13 protein-coding genes and 1 riboswitch are annotated in these 14,578 nt (G+C 35.4%); all 13 genes read right to left on the minus strand.

Annotated elements, in window-relative coordinates:
- Nucleotides 1–3: 3 nt before the first annotated feature.
- A riboswitch (cobalamin riboswitch) is annotated at nucleotides 4–189 on the minus strand.
- A gap of 99 nt (nucleotides 190–288) precedes the next feature.
- Nucleotides 289–1,230 carry a transporter gene (locus ACM39_RS10150; protein ID WP_048510913.1) on the minus strand — a complete coding sequence of 314 codons (942 nt, stop codon included), beginning with the start codon at nucleotides 1,228–1,230 and terminating at the stop codon, nucleotides 289–291.
- A gap of 12 nt (nucleotides 1,231–1,242) precedes the next feature.
- A complete protein-coding gene (locus ACM39_RS10155) occupies nucleotides 1,243–2,286 on the minus strand; it encodes a cytochrome-c peroxidase (RefSeq protein ID WP_048510914.1) in 1,044 nt (347 codons plus the stop codon).
- The gene (locus ACM39_RS10160; RefSeq protein WP_048510915.1) at nucleotides 2,279–3,106 is read right to left on the minus strand and encodes an MbnP family protein; all 828 of its coding nucleotides are present in this window, start codon (nucleotides 3,104–3,106) and stop codon (nucleotides 2,279–2,281) included. The genes ACM39_RS10155 and ACM39_RS10160 overlap by 8 nt, the downstream gene beginning before the upstream one ends.
- Nucleotides 3,107–3,288: 182 nt before the next feature.
- Nucleotides 3,289–3,657 (minus strand): hypothetical protein, encoded by a 369-nt coding sequence (locus ACM39_RS10165; RefSeq protein ID WP_048510916.1) that lies wholly within the window; start codon nucleotides 3,655–3,657, stop codon nucleotides 3,289–3,291.
- A 4-nt stretch (nucleotides 3,658–3,661) separates the two neighbouring features.
- A complete protein-coding gene (locus ACM39_RS10170; RefSeq protein ID WP_048510917.1) occupies nucleotides 3,662–4,336 on the minus strand; it encodes a superoxide dismutase in 675 nt (224 codons plus the stop codon).
- 30 nt (nucleotides 4,337–4,366) lie between these two features.
- Nucleotides 4,367–5,074 carry an SCO family protein gene (locus ACM39_RS10175; RefSeq protein ID WP_228377096.1) on the minus strand — a complete coding sequence of 236 codons (708 nt, stop codon included), beginning with the start codon at nucleotides 5,072–5,074 and terminating at the stop codon, nucleotides 4,367–4,369.
- The gene (locus ACM39_RS18855) at nucleotides 5,034–5,309 is read right to left on the minus strand and encodes a YHS domain-containing protein (protein ID WP_082140565.1); all 276 of its coding nucleotides are present in this window, start codon (nucleotides 5,307–5,309) and stop codon (nucleotides 5,034–5,036) included. The genes ACM39_RS10175 and ACM39_RS18855 overlap by 41 nt, the downstream gene beginning before the upstream one ends.
- Before the next feature lie 181 nt (nucleotides 5,310–5,490).
- Entirely contained in the window at nucleotides 5,491–5,859 is a 369-nt protein-coding gene (locus ACM39_RS10185; protein WP_048510919.1) for a hypothetical protein, read from the minus strand.
- Between the two features lie 149 nt (nucleotides 5,860–6,008).
- Nucleotides 6,009–7,961 carry a heavy metal translocating P-type ATPase gene (locus ACM39_RS10190; protein ID WP_048510920.1) on the minus strand — a complete coding sequence of 651 codons (1,953 nt, stop codon included), beginning with the start codon at nucleotides 7,959–7,961 and terminating at the stop codon, nucleotides 6,009–6,011.
- 45 nt (nucleotides 7,962–8,006) lie between these two features.
- Nucleotides 8,007–8,426 carry a Fur family transcriptional regulator gene (locus ACM39_RS10195; RefSeq protein WP_048510921.1) on the minus strand — a complete coding sequence of 140 codons (420 nt, stop codon included), beginning with the start codon at nucleotides 8,424–8,426 and terminating at the stop codon, nucleotides 8,007–8,009.
- A 12-nt stretch (nucleotides 8,427–8,438) separates the two neighbouring features.
- A complete protein-coding gene (locus tag ACM39_RS10200; protein ID WP_048510922.1) occupies nucleotides 8,439–9,650 on the minus strand; it encodes an efflux RND transporter periplasmic adaptor subunit in 1,212 nt (403 codons plus the stop codon).
- Between the two features lies 1 nt (nucleotide 9,651).
- A complete protein-coding gene (locus ACM39_RS10205) occupies nucleotides 9,652–14,016 on the minus strand; it encodes a CusA/CzcA family heavy metal efflux RND transporter (RefSeq protein WP_082140566.1) in 4,365 nt (1,454 codons plus the stop codon).
- A gap of 237 nt (nucleotides 14,017–14,253) precedes the next feature.
- On the minus strand, nucleotides 14,254–14,577 hold the full coding sequence (locus ACM39_RS10210; protein ID WP_048510924.1) for a DUF6660 family protein: 324 nt from the start codon (nucleotides 14,575–14,577) through the stop codon (nucleotides 14,254–14,256).
- Between the last annotated feature and the right edge of the window lies 1 nt (nucleotide 14,578).

The following is a 14,578-nucleotide window of genomic DNA, read 5'->3' on the forward strand; positions in this document are numbered from 1 at the left end:
GCGTCAAACGTTAAATCTTCTGGCAGGTCTTCTGACTTACTCCGTTTTTGAAACCCTTCCCATTAAAAACAGTGGATATTATCTTCAAAAACTTGTTTAGTGGAGCTTACAGCAGCGGGTCTGTTCCGGATTTTCACCGGATTCCCTTTTAAGCGCTTTTTATGGCTCACCAGATTCCGGCAAAGATAGAAAATAAATCACAGAAACAAAATAAGATTTAAATTATTGATTTTCAATGAAATAAAAACAAATCATTTCGCTAACATTTTAACGAAATGATTTGTTATGTTAAATTCCAAAATTCAAGAAAAGACTGAAACGTGATTTCGCTTCAATATCCCCATCTGCCAAATTGGAATAGGCAGGAAGCATCATTTCACTTCCCAAACTGAACTTTTTATAAGAAGCCTCAAAACCCAGTTTCCCATACAAAGCACTTCCGGCTGTATTAGGTAAAACCTCATCAAATTGTTTGTTCTTATCATAAACTTCTCCTTGTAAGCCTGCTTTTGCGGAGAAAATTACTTTTTTGTTTGATAAAATTTGATAAAAACCCGTCGCAGCATAATTCCATTGATTTCCGAAATGATAATGTTTTTCATTTTCAGTTTTGATCGTATAATCTGTATTGAAGAGAACAGCCAGTTTATTTTTCTGAAATTTATAATTCAAAACCATTTGATAATCCCAACTTCCTGTTCCCAGCTGAAAACTTGGATTGACACCGGAAATCCCTTTTTCATCAAATTTTCCCAGTGGAACTTTTACGCCGATTCCACCATTTAATTGATGAATATTATCTTTTGAATTAAATAGTTGATAGACTCCCATCAAATTCAAATCTCCTATTCCATTGATATTAATATCACCCTGCAAGGTTTTTTTTTCATGAAAATGAAACGGCAAACTTGCATAGAGACTTAATTTTTTCATTAAAGGAATTCTACCCCAAAGCTGAATTGTATTAAAATATTGATCTTGAGTCAAATCTTTTACAAATAAATTTTCCTTTGCTTTATAATGTTGGGAAAAATATTTGATTCCGATAAACTGCGGGTTCAATAAAGATTCAAAACCTGACGACCCGTTTCCTGCAGCGCAACCGCAAGCATCACAGTCATCAAAGACCATCGTATGAAAATCATTAGGAACGTAAAGACTGTCATTAATGGTTTTTGCCTGATTTATATTAAATAAAATCAGACTTATGATTAAAAATATCCTTTTCATGTCTTAATAAAATTATTCCGCGAATTTTGGATTAGAGATAAAATTTTTGTCGGATAATGTTTTTAAAAAAGCAATGATGAATTGCTTTTCCTGAGTGTTCATTGCGATTCCGATGTGTCCGTTTTGTTTTAATATTGGATCAAGGTTCGGACTGTTTTCTACATTATCTGAATAGAAATTAAGCACCGCTTCTAATGTATAAAATCTTCCATCGTGCATATAAGGTGCCGTATATTCTACATTTCTCAGACTCGGAACACGAAATTTCATCCAGTCGTTTTGATCGAGAGTCACACGATAACGTCCTGCATCTTTAAACTGTGTATTATAGTACATTCCTGTATTTCTGAAGCTTTCATCAGTAAATAATGCTCCGCTATGGCAGGAAGCGCATTTTTGCTGAAACAAATCCATACCTTGGGCTTCTTCTGACGAAAAATTTTCTTTTCCCTGTTTGAATCTGTCATATTTAGAATTTGCAGAAATCATTGTTACCATAAATTGCGACAACGCTTTCAACACCCTTTCGCCTGTCACATTTTCATCTCCATAAGCAGCTTTGAATAATTTTTTATACTTCGAATCTGAATTTAACTTTGAAATTACCTCTGGCATCGAACTATCCATTTCATCTTCATTGGATATGGGAATTATTGGTTGTTCATTCAAATTATGGATTACTCCATCCCACATATACCTCTTTAAAAAAGCCATATTCTGAATAGGCGGAGCGTTTCGGATTCCTATTCTGTCATCAACGCCATGACTCACTGTATGACCATGGTGCGTAAAAGCATTTTCCTGAATATGGCAGAAACCACATGAAATGGTATTATTCCTTGAAAGCCGGCCTTCATAGAATAGTTTTCTTCCCAGCTCTACTCCATTTTTTGTAATCGGATTTTCTGAGGTATCAAAAGCCATCTCCGGAAAGTACGACGGAAAGGATAGATTGTAAACATTATCTTTTTCCAGTGGCTCAATCACTTCCTCGGAACATGACACAAAACTCAAAAAAGAGAAAATGACTAAACCTGTTTTAATTATCTTAATCATTGTGAACATGGTCTACTTTAAACATTTTTGACAGATTATTTGTCACATCAACCAAATGCTGATTTGAACCCATCATCATATCATTTGTAGAATTTAAAACCAACGGCATCCCTCCACTTAAATACTGATTAAAATCTGCTAAAATGTGAATCGAAGGCTTGATTTGACTTGTCACTCTCGCAGTTGTCGGAAGATCCAAAGTAATTTCCCGGTAAAGGTCGGGAGTTCCGTTTGCCACAACATTTCCCATATTTCCGGTATGATTCATGAATTCTGTGCCGGGAGAATTTGTTCCATATTTTCCTTCCAGCTTTACGAAAACATAACCTGCAGCCCAAGACCATGACATTCCTTTTAGTTTGGCCTTATTCCAGAATTCCGCCTGTCCGTCCTGTCCCAACAGATAAGCATTCTGACTTATTCCCAAACCGAATTTTATTTTCTTGTAATTATTTTTCGGAACCTCATTCAAATTAGCATATACAATTCCTGCAACTGCATCAGCCTGGTCAATAATAAAGGCACCTTTGTCCGGATTATTTTCGTTGTATTTGAATTCATTCCCGTTTTCATCAATCAAACTGATATTACTGATGATATATTTTATATTAGAAAACTGATGCTTTTGCCCTTGCAAAGAAGTTTGAGTGGTTTGATTTAAAACAATATCTCCGAGATTATTAAACCCGTTTTCAAATTTGAGCTGAAGATTTCCTTTTATTTCCGGTGATGAATCGTCTTCATCATTATTTCGGCAAGACACGAAAGTGAAAAAAGTAAAGGCAATAAAGAATAATGATAAAAATTTATAAATTTTCATTGTTGATTTTTTAAGTTGAAATTTTTAAATAGAAATACTTTTTGAATGTTCGGAGGCATTCAAGTTTTTTAATTACAGAATTTTGCACATAAATACTTTGCTGGGATTCCTAGGGAATAACAACTAAGTGTAAATTAAAGCCCGATGCTAAATTTTGCGTTAAAAAAAGATTAAAAAATAACTTAAAAAACGGGTGGCCTGAAAATATTTTTTAAAAACAGAAAAGAATATGCTGTTTTATAAAGAAAACCGAAATTTGAAAAGAAAGACTTTTCTGTTTTATTGATTTTGGTAATTTCAGGGAGAATATAAATATCCAGCAATTTCTGGCCTGAATTTTTCACTTTATTTAATGGGGAAGAGTCGGTATCATTTGCTTTTGCGAGTTCTTTACTAAGGTAACATTTTCCGTTACAGTGAAGCTCAGGATTACTTTTATTGATACACAGCACTTTAGAAATATAATCATAATTTACAGCATATTTCACCAATGGCACCAGAGGCCTGAATACCACAAATAAAGTAAGAAATATGCTGCAAATAGAGTTCATTAGCTTATTTTTTACTGATTGCTTCTTCGTACCTTCTGCTGATTTCTTTCCAGTTCGTTACGTTCCAGATAGCAGTCAGGTAATCTGCTCTTTTATTCTGATATTTCAGGTAATAAGCGTGTTCCCAAACATCAATCCCAAAAATCGGGGTTCCTTTTTCCTCTACCACATCCATCAGAGGATTGTCCTGATTAGGTGTTGAAGAAACAAATAGTTTCCCGTTTTTATCCACAGACAGCCAAGCCCATCCAGAACCAAAACGATCTGCTCCCGCTTTGTTCATTTTTTCTTTAAAAGCATCCATACTTCCGAAAGTTTCATTGATAGCTTTCGACAGTTTCGCTGATGGTTGCGTATTTTTTTCGGGTGTCAAAACTGTCCAGAACAATTCGTGGTTGTAATGACCTCCTGCATTATTTCTCACTGCAGCAGGCAACTTTGAAACATTCGACATTATCTGAAATAAAGTTTGTTTTTCCTGTGGAGTTCCTGCAATAGCTTTATTTAGATTCGCCACATACGCTGCGGCATGTTTTGAATAATGAATTTCCATCGTCTGGGCATCAATATTTCCTTCCAATGCGTTGTATGCATACGGCAAAGGTGTCTGTTTGAATTGCGCAAATGCAAACTGCGCCGCAAATACTGCACTTAGAGCAGCAATTTTCATAATCTTCATAACGTTTTGTTTTTAGTGATTAAACAATATTTATTGTAGTAGTTTTTTAATATCCTCAATTAAGATTTCCCTGTCGGGATGATATTTTCCCGTCAGTTTTGGTATTTTTCCCTCAGCATCTCCATAATTCAATCCTGAATAGTATAAAATCGGCATATTCTCTTTATCATATCGGCAACGGATATTTCCTTCTTTATCAACAAGGGCAATCATCCCGCTGTGATTAAGACTTTCACTCTCATCTTCTTTATCACCAACATAAATATTAAACTGGTCAGCAATTTTTCCGATATAATCTCTATTTCCTGTCAGAAAATGCCAATTCGGAGATTTAGCACCGATTCTTTTGGCATGTTCTTTCAATAATTCCGGGGTATCATTTTCAGGATCGATGCTTATTGAAATGATTCCAAAATCCGGATTGTTTATTTCATCTTCGATAGCCCTCATATTGGTATTCATCACCGGACAAATCGTAGGGCACCTGCTAAAGAAAAACTCTACCAGATATACTTTTCCAAGCATATCTTTATTGGTAATCTTTTTATTATTCTGGTCAGTGAGCTCAAAATCAGGCACTTTCATTACAGTGTAAAGACTTTTTTTAAAATAACCCATCCCAACACCAATTCCCAAGAAAAGCAGAGCAATAACCGCAATCGGAATAATTACTTTAGTCTTCGCATTATTTGGATTTTTATTTTTGGGCATATTTCTCAGGATTTTTTTTGAACTCATCTTTACAGTAAGTACTGCAAAAACCGTACGTTTTATTTTTATAGACTGCTGTATCTTTCATATCAGCCTCTGTTGGCATGTTACAAATCGGGTCTACCGCATTGGCAAATTTTACTCTTTTTGTATTTGATTTAGCAGATGTATTTGATTGTTTATGCTTTACTTTAGGTGTTTCTTGGGCGCAAGCTGTTAATGAAACAGACAATAATGCCGTTAAAATAATTTTTGATTTCATTTTAATTAAAATTGAAATTAATATAGGTATTGAATGATAATTGATTGATTTTTTTTAACTAAAATTAATTTTAAACCATTAAGAATATTGAAGAAGTTAGGATAAGGAGATTAAAACGATTTTAACAATTCCAAAAACTGAATCAATTTTCAATAATGTAAGCAACAATTAACATTTTAGTTTAAATGTAAGCTAAAGGTGGATGGAATATTCTGAAGAAATATTCTGAAGGATGGAAATTAATATAATCCGAGTTTGGATTTTTTACTGAAATATCTGATTGACTTTTGTCAGAAAAAGAAAATATTTCGTTGAATAAAAAAACATCTAACCCTGCAATTTTTATATTTTGGTTATTGTTAGATTGCTTTTCTGTTTTTGCTAATTCTTTTTCAACGTAGCATTTTCCTTTACAGGTGGATTGAGGAACATTTCTGTTTTCACAAAGATTTTTTACAATATAATTATAATTAAGCACATAGTTTACCAATGGCAAAACCGGACGTACTGCAATTGTGAAAATAATGAATATGGAAATAAAAAACCTCAATTATCAATTCTGTATTACAAATATACTACTGAATTTGTTTTTATGAATGATTTATGATGAAAGTCATTTTTATGAATAGTTGTTAATAAAATTTTATTTTCCCCCACAGGTTGCACATAGGTTTGTATACCTGTACAACCTATGGAAGATTAAAATTCCATTCTCTGGATTCTCACAGCATTTAAAATTGCAAGTAATGCAACTCCGACATCAGCGAAAACTGCTTCCCACATGGTGGCTAAACCTCCTGCACCCAAAGCCAGAACAACTGCTTTAACAGAAAAAGCTAAAATAATATTCTGCCAAACTATCTTTTTAGTTTGTTTTCCTATATTGATAGCCATTGGAATTTTGCTCGGCATATCATCCTGAATCACCACATCTGCAGTTTCTATGGTAGCATCACTTCCCAATCCGCCCATTGCAATTCCAACATCGCTTAAAGCAACAACCGGAGCATCATTCACTCCATCTCCGACAAAAGCTACAGTTTGATTTTTGGCTTTAATTTCCTTGACTTTATTCACTTTATCTTCCGGCAGTAAGTCTCCGTAAGCATTTTGAATTCCCAACATATCAGCGACATACTTTACAACAGAAGTTTTGTCGCCACTCAACATGGTGGTTTTCACATGTAAAGATTTAAGTTTATTAATGGTCAATTGTGCATCAGCTTTTATTGAATCTGCAATGGTGAGATATCCAACAAACTTTTTATCATAAGCGATAGCAATTAAAGTGTAAACAATATTTTCAGGTTTAATATCATAACTGATGTTGAATGTATCCATCAATTTGAAATTTCCGACTAATAATTCTTTTCCGTTGACGGCGGCTTTCAAACCATGTCCTGCAATTTCCTCAACATTTTCCAACCCAACAGAATGGTCAATTTCACCTACATATTCATGAATAGCTGTTGCAACGGGATGTGAACTTTTACTTTCCAGAACATTAACAAATTTCAGGATTTCATCTTTATTAAATTCATTATTAAAATCAACTTCCTGAACTTTGAAAACACCTTCCGTCATCGTTCCGGTTTTGTCCATCACTACGTTTTGAACATTTGCCAAAACATCTAAGAAATTACTTCCTTTAAATAAAATCCCATTCCGGCTTCCCGCTCCGATTCCTCCGAAATATCCCAAGGGGATTGAAATCACCAAAGCACAAGGACAGGAAATTACCAAAAATACCAATGCTCTGTACAACCAGGCTCTGAACTGATAATCATCAACAAAGAAGTAAGGCAACAGTGTAATCCCAATCGCCAGAAAAACCACAATCGGCGTATAAATTTTCGCAAATTTTCTGATGAATAATTCTGTCGGAGCTTTTTGAGCTGTTGCATTCTGCACCAATTCTAAAATCTTGCTCAACTTGCTGTCTTTGTAAGCTGTTGTGACTTTCACCTGACTCACTGTATTCAAATTAATCATTCCGGCCAAAACAGTTTCTCCTTTTACTTTGGTATCGGGCTTACTTTCACCTGTCAAGGCTGAAGTATTGAATGAAGCAGATTCGGATAATAATTCTCCGTCTAAACCAAGCTTTTCACCGGATTTTAACTGAATAATTTCACCGATATTTACTTTTTCGGCTTTTACGGTTTGTGGTTTTCCATTATTTATAATCGTAACCTCATCAGGGCGCTGATCAAGTAAAGATTTAATATTACTTTTTGCTCTCGTCACAGCTATTGCCTGAAAAACTTCACCAACGGAATAGAAAAGCATTACAGCAACACCTTCAGGATATTCGCCGATGGCAAAAGCTCCTACTGTAGCAATTCCCATTAAAAAAAATTCAGAGAAAATATCTCCATCCGTTATACTCTCATAAGCTTCCTTTAAAACGGGCAATCCAACCGGAATATAAGCGATTAAATACCAAACTAAACGAATCCAGCCGGTAAACCAGTCTGGTTTTATATAATTATCTAAAGCAATTCCTACCAATAACAATGCAAAAGAGATAATCGCGGGAAGAAACATCTGAAAAGCAGATGTATTTCCCGTGTCATGAGAATGGCCGTGATCGTGACCTTTATGATTGTAATTCTGTTCTTTTTGGGATTTTGTACTGCAACATTCTTCCATAACTGAATAATTTTAATCAAAATTAGGTTTAAAATTAATGCAATACTATTGCAAACTTTCAAGACAATTTTCACAGATTCCTTTCGCAAAAAGTCTTATTTCATCAATTCTGAAATTCGTCTGGATATTTTCAGGAAAGGAAATATCTTCTTTACAGGTCGTCTGTTTGCAGATTTTACAATAGAAATGAAGGTGCCAGTCTTTATGCGTATTTTCATCACAACCGTCATGACAAAGTTTGTATTTTGTCGTTGTATTTTCCTGAATACTGTGAACAATTCCCTTTTCTTCAAAGGTTTTTAAGGTTCTGTAAATGGTTGTTCTATCGGCATTTTCAAAATTATTTTCAATTTCGGACAGTGACAAGGCCGCTTCCTGAGAACTTAAAAAATCATAAACCAAAATCCTCATGCTTGTCGGTTTTGTATTTTTATCTATTAACTTGTTTTCGATATCTTTTTTCATGATGTTGGCCAATTAATGTTCGTGTTCTCCTGAATTTGACAGTTTTGCATTGATAAAAAACGCTCCTTTTGTCGCAATTTTCGCTCCTTCGGGAATAGATTTCACAGGTGTAATAGCAGTATAACCCATTTCTGATGTTCCTTTTACCACTTCCACTCTCTCAAAGTTAACGGTTTTTTCCTGAGATTTTTCATCTTTATGCTCTTCTGATTTTTGCTTGGTTACCAGAAAAATGTAATCTTTTCCGTCCGAACTGGTAATGGCTGTATTCGGAACTGCGGGCATTAATTCATTATTTAAACTTACAACAGCCGTGGCATTCATTCCGTCAATCAAACCATTTTTATTCCCTTTTACTTTACAGTGAATGGGAATTGTTTTACTTTGATTTTCAAAAGCCGTTCCGATACTGTACACTTCAGCATCATATTCTTCTACAGGATTATTCGTCAGTGTAAAATGAATTTTTTGCCCTACTTTTATTGATGGTAAATCTTTTTCAAAAACCTGTAAATCGAGATGCAAAGAACTGTTATCAACAATTTCCGCAACGGGAGATGAAACATCGATATAACTGCCGATTTGCAATAAAATATTGCTAATTGTCCCGTTGATTGGCGCAGTTACTACAAGTCCGGACTTTAAATTAGTATTCGAAACACTGCCGGGACTGATCCCCATCATCTGAATCTGCCTTTGCAGAGATGCTCTTTTGGTTCTTAATGTTTTTAATTCCGCTGCAGCATTTTGCAGATTTTTTTCCGCTCCGGCATCATTATCAAAAAGTTCCTGTTGTCTTCTGTATTCCTGTTCTGCAAAAGTAATCCGGCTTACTGTTGTCAAATAATCTTCCTGCAGTTGGATAAATTCCGGATTGGCAATCGTGGCAATCACCTGACCTTTTTTTACATAATCCCCGACCTGCACATGTAATGTTTTGATAACACCACCATACAAAGAAGTGGCATTCGCTTTGTTGTTATTGGGAACACTCAGCGCTCCGTTGGCTTTGATAATAGAGGTTAATTCTTTCATTTCAATCTGCCCTAGCGTAATACCAACCGCATTCATCTGCTTTTGTGTGAGTTCTGCAAATTCCGAACTTTCATATTCGGAATATTCTTCTGTTTTCTCTTTCGTATCTTCTCCTTTCTCCGCCTTACTACAGTTTAACAGAAATAATGACAGAAAGATGATTATAATAATATTTAATTTTAGCTTCATTTTATTGATTAATTAAAGAGTTGATGTTGATAACCGTCTGGTTCACCTGTTGAATAGACTGCAGATACTTTAGTTCAATATCCGTAGCTGTCTGTAAGGCAAATAAATATTCCACATAAGAAATTTCACCCGTTTTATAGCCTAACTGAGCTGCTTTAGCGATACTTTTGGCATTAGGAACCGCCTGATTCAGATAATAATGATACTGCTGAACATCCTGTTGGTATTGATTCAACGAATTTCTTAGTTGAATATCCAATTGCTGCTGCTGAAATTGGGCATTGCTCTCTTCCATTTGCCTTTGTAACTCCAAAGATTTAATTTTGGCTTTCGTCGCTCCAAAAGTCAAAGGAATTGCGACTCCGACACTTATAGAATTGAATCTGTCTCCTGCTCCGTAATATCTTTCCTGTCCTCTCAAGGTGTGGAAACCAATTAAAGATTGACTGGTGTAGCCAATGCTGAAGTCGGGCAAACCTTGAGCTTTTTCAACATTTTTATTTTTTTCCAGCACTTCCATATTTTGCTTAAAAACCCGAATGGAAGGATGGTTGGCAACTGTTGTACTGTCCAACAGGTGTTCGGCTTTTAAAGGCTCATAGTTCTGAGAAAACGGAATTGAAATTTCCTCATTAACATTTAATAAACCCTTCAAATTTTTATAGGCATTCTCCAAATAGACTTTATTTTGCTCAAACAGTAAATTGACTTCCCCTTTCCTGGTTTCTGCTGTATTGATTTCAATTTTTTTAATATCTCCGGCTTTGAATCTTACTGTTGCAATTCTTATAAAATCGCCATATAAACTGTCTAAATATTGAAGTTTGGTTTGATTATACTGCAGATATTCAATCTGATAAAAATAACTTCTGACCTGTTTTATCAATTCGTTTGCAGTCAGCTCTCTTTCCAATTTTTTACTTTTAATTTCTGACTGAATCAGTTCTTTTCTGGCTTTAAACAAAGTCGGAAACGGGATACTTTGAGAAATAGCAAACGACTGGTCAAATTTCGGACTGTTATATTGTCCCAATTGCGCACTAAAATCTAATTTCGGGAGCTCTTTTGCCGTAGGCTGTAGTACTTCCGAAGATTGAATATTTAAATCTTTTGACTTAATAGACGGATTATTTTTCTGCATCAGCTCTATCGCTTCACTCAAAGAAATCTCTCTTGAATTCTGTGCTTTAATATTTTGACTTAAACATAAAAAAACTGTCAAAACAACGACTGTTAAAGGTTTTCTGAGAAGTTTATTTTTCAAATTAATTTTAGGATTAAAAATGATGTACAACATTGGCAATACAAATAATGTAAGGAAAGTTGCTGAAACCAGACCGCCGATAACCACCGTCGCCAAAGGTTTCTGAACTTCCGCTCCAGCGCTTGTACTTACCGCCATCGGTAAAAATCCCAAAGATGCTACGGTTGCTGTCATTAAAACAGGTCGAAGTCTGGTTTTTGTCCCTTCAATGACTCTTTTTAACACATCGGAAACACCTTCTTTTTCCAATTGGTTGAATGTTCCGATCAATACAATTCCATTAAGAACCGCCACTCCGAACAATGCAATAAATCCTACTCCAGCGCTTATACTGAAAGGCATTCCTCTTAGCAAAAGCGCAAAAACACCACCAATCGCACTCATCGGAATCGCTGTAAATATTAAAATCGCCTGTTTAAACGAATGAAATGTAAAATACAGCAACATAAAAATCAATAAAAGCGATATCGGGACTGCAATCATCAAACGTTGGCTTGCTTCTTTTAAATTTTCAAACTGCCCTCCATAAGTGAAGTAATATCCGGGCGGAAGCTTTACCTCTTTTTCTAATCTTCGTTGAATATCTTTCACTACACTCTCTACATCTCTTCCTTTTACATTAAAACCAACAACTATTCTGCGTTTCCCAGCCTCACGGCTGATTTGAGCGGGACCTAATTTATACTCAATATTAGCAACTTGGGACAGAGGAACCTGAATCCCTGTATCTGTTGGAACCATTAAATTGTTGACATCCTCAATATCTGTTCTGTAAAGGCTGTCCAATCGCACCACCAAATCAAAACGTCTTTCATTTTCAAAAATCTGCCCGGCTATTTTTCCGGCAAATGCAGTACTCAACACATCATTGACATCTTCTACATGTAAGCCATAATTAGCAATTCTCGTTCGGTCATACGTTACATTAATCTGTGGCAAACCTCCTACTCTTTCAACCTGAGGAGAAGTAGCTCCCTCTACATTCTGAATCACCTTACTTACTTTATCGACATATACAGACAGGGAATCCATATTTTCACCAAAAATTTTAACGGCAACATCTTGTCGGATGCCCGTCATCAATTCATTAAAACGCATCTGAATCGGTTGATTTGCTTCAAAGAATACACCGGGAATTAATTCCAGTTTTTCTGTAATTTCTTCTGCTAATTCCGTGTATGGTTTTTTTGATTTCCATTCTTTCTGTGGCTTTAAAACAATGATTAAATCGGTGGCCTCAGGCGGCATCGGGTCAGTGGGAACTTCCGCAGAACCTGTTTTTCCAACCACCATTTTTACCTCATCAAACTGCTTGATAATTCTGGAGGCCTGCATTGAAGTTTCGATACTCTGGCTTAAAGAACTTCCCTGTGGTAAAATACAATGAAATGCAAAATCACCTTCCTGTAACTGAGGAATAAATTCCCCTCCCATTCTACTGAAAATCAATGCTGATATAGAAAATAAAACAACTGTAACGGCAACAATGATGTATTTAACCTTAATCGCTTTTTGCAATAAAGGTTGATAGGTTTTTTGCAGTCTAATCATCATTTTATCAGAAAAATTTTCTTTATGTGAACTCTTTTTTGAAAGAAAAAGCGCGCACATCATCGGAATGTAAGTAAGCGAAAGAATTAATGCTCCAAGAATGGCAAAACTTACTGTTTTGGCCATTGGAGAGAACATTTTTCCTTCAATTCCAGCGAGGGTAAGAATCGGAATGTAGACAATTAAAATAATAATTTCTCCGAATGCTGCGCTTCCACGGATTTTTGATGCCGATAAGAAAACTTCTTCATCCATTTCGCTTTGCGAGAGCTTCTGCATAGATTTTCTTAATCCTAAATGATGCAAAGTAGCCTCAACAATAATAACGGCTCCGTCGACAATTAATCCAAAATCAATCGCTCCCAAGCTCATTAAATTGGCACTTACTCCAAACACATTCATCATTCCCAACGCGAATAAAAGTGACAATGGAATTGCTGATGCAACAATCAATCCCGCTCTGAAATTGCCGAGAAACAGGACTAAAACAAAGATGACAATCAAGGCTCCTTCTATTAAGTTTCTCTCCACCGTTCCAATAGCACGGCCAACCAAATCTGTTCTGTCTAAAAACGGTTCAATAACAATATCTTCAGGAAGAGATTTCTGAATAGTCGGTATTTTTTCTTTAATTCTATTGACAACATCATTACTGTTTGCACCTTTTAACATCATTACAACACCACCAACAGCATCCGTTTGTCCATTATACGTCATGGCTCCGTATCTCGTTGCATTTCCGAAACGAACATCTGCAACATCTTTAATGAAAACCGGGATAGTTCCTGAATTTTTTACTGCGATATTCTTCACATCTTCCAAAGATGTCACCAGGCCAATTCCACGGATAAAGTAAGCATTCGGCTTTTTATCAATATAAGCTCCTCCTGTATTTTGATTATTCTTTTCTAACGCTAAAAATATATCAGAAATACTGACTCCCATTGCTTTTAACTGATTGGGATTAACGGCAACTTCATATTGTTTTAATTCTCCTCCAAAACTGTTGACCTCAGCCACTCCTTCTGTTCCGTACAACTGCCGGGCAACAATCCAGTCCTGCATCGTTCGAAGGTCTTTTGCGTTATATTTTTTTTCACTTCCTTTTTTAGGATGTAAAATATACTGATAGACTTCTCCCAAACCTGTACTGACAGGCGCCAGTTCAGGAATTCCGATCCCTTTTGGGATATTTTCTTCAGCCTGTTTTAATCTTTCATTGATTAATTGACGGGCAAAATAAACATCGACTTTATCTTTAAAAACAACGGTAATTACTGACAACCCAAAACGTGAAACACTTCTGGTTTCTTCTATATCAGGAACATTAGCAATGCTTTGCTCAATCGGAAAAGTCACCAGTTGTTCAACTTCCTGTCCTGCCAAAGTAGGACAAACGGTAATGATTTGAACCTGATTGTTTGTAATATCAGGTACAGCATCAATGGGAAGTTTTGTGGCACTCCATACTCCCCAGATGATGAGTAACAAGGTCATTATTCCAATGACAATCTTGTTTTTAATACTGAATTTTATAATTTTATCTAACACAAATTGAGATTTAATTTGTGATTATCTGCCCTGATTTTTAGGAAAAGTCTGCAAAAGTTTTTACCAACTGTTTTTTAATTTGCAGAGTTGCTATACCCAGCAAAGATGCAAAGCCAGAGAGACAATCTATTGATTTTTTAAAATACACTTCCATTTCATCCAAAAATGAAATGCAAAATATCATGAAAATCCCTGCAACGATATTGCAAAGCTTCATGTAATACTAAAAATCAGTAATTAAATCTTAGGAGGTTGCCAGATATGGTCGTAAACCTGATATGCGAAATTTTTCTTTTGAAAAAGAATTTTCTTTGAAAAATAGGTTTGAATCTGCTCAGGAATTTTTATGAAAGGTTCCATTTTGAAAGCTGTAACGGCCATCTGACAACAATTGCAGGCACAAAGCGGTGAACATATATCACCTTTATCTTTCGAGTGAGATTCTTGAATATTTTCGGTTAATTCTATTTTATTTGAACCTGATTCTTTATGCACATCCGCACACGGCGCTACTGATAATGCCATAAAATAGAATGCTAAAAGAAATCTGAATAGGTTCATT

This window comes from Chryseobacterium sp. FH2, from assembly GCF_001045455.1.
GTDB lineage: Bacteria > Bacteroidota > Bacteroidia > Flavobacteriales > Weeksellaceae > Chryseobacterium.

What these genes read in the sequence shown, in the direction of transcription:
- ACM39_RS18855 (WP_082140565.1), bottom strand. Translation starts at nt 5,309, where the DNA reads ATGAAATCAAAAATTATTTTAACGGCATTATTGTCTGTTTCATTAACA.
- ACM39_RS10160 (WP_048510915.1), bottom strand. Translation starts at nt 3,106, where the DNA reads ATGAAAATTTATAAATTTTTATCATTATTCTTTATTGCCTTTACTTTT.
- ACM39_RS10155 (WP_048510914.1), bottom strand. Translation starts at nt 2,286, where the DNA reads ATGATTAAGATAATTAAAACAGGTTTAGTCATTTTCTCTTTTTTGAGT.
- ACM39_RS10195 (WP_048510921.1), bottom strand. Translation starts at nt 8,426, where the DNA reads ATGAAAAAAGATATCGAAAACAAGTTAATAGATAAAAATACAAAACCG.
- ACM39_RS10200 (WP_048510922.1), bottom strand. Translation starts at nt 9,650, where the DNA reads ATGAAGCTAAAATTAAATATTATTATAATCATCTTTCTGTCATTATTT.
- ACM39_RS10210 (WP_048510924.1), bottom strand. Translation starts at nt 14,577, where the DNA reads ATGAACCTATTCAGATTTCTTTTAGCATTCTATTTTATGGCATTATCA.
- ACM39_RS10175 (WP_228377096.1), bottom strand. Translation starts at nt 5,074, where the DNA reads ATGAGTTCAAAAAAAATCCTGAGAAATATGCCCAAAAATAAAAATCCA.
- ACM39_RS10170 (WP_048510917.1), bottom strand. Translation starts at nt 4,336, where the DNA reads ATGAAGATTATGAAAATTGCTGCTCTAAGTGCAGTATTTGCGGCGCAG.
- ACM39_RS10150 (WP_048510913.1), bottom strand. Translation starts at nt 1,230, where the DNA reads ATGAAAAGGATATTTTTAATCATAAGTCTGATTTTATTTAATATAAAT.
- ACM39_RS10165 (WP_048510916.1), bottom strand. Translation starts at nt 3,657, where the DNA reads ATGAACTCTATTTGCAGCATATTTCTTACTTTATTTGTGGTATTCAGG.
- ACM39_RS10190 (WP_048510920.1), bottom strand. Translation starts at nt 7,961, where the DNA reads ATGGAAGAATGTTGCAGTACAAAATCCCAAAAAGAACAGAATTACAAT.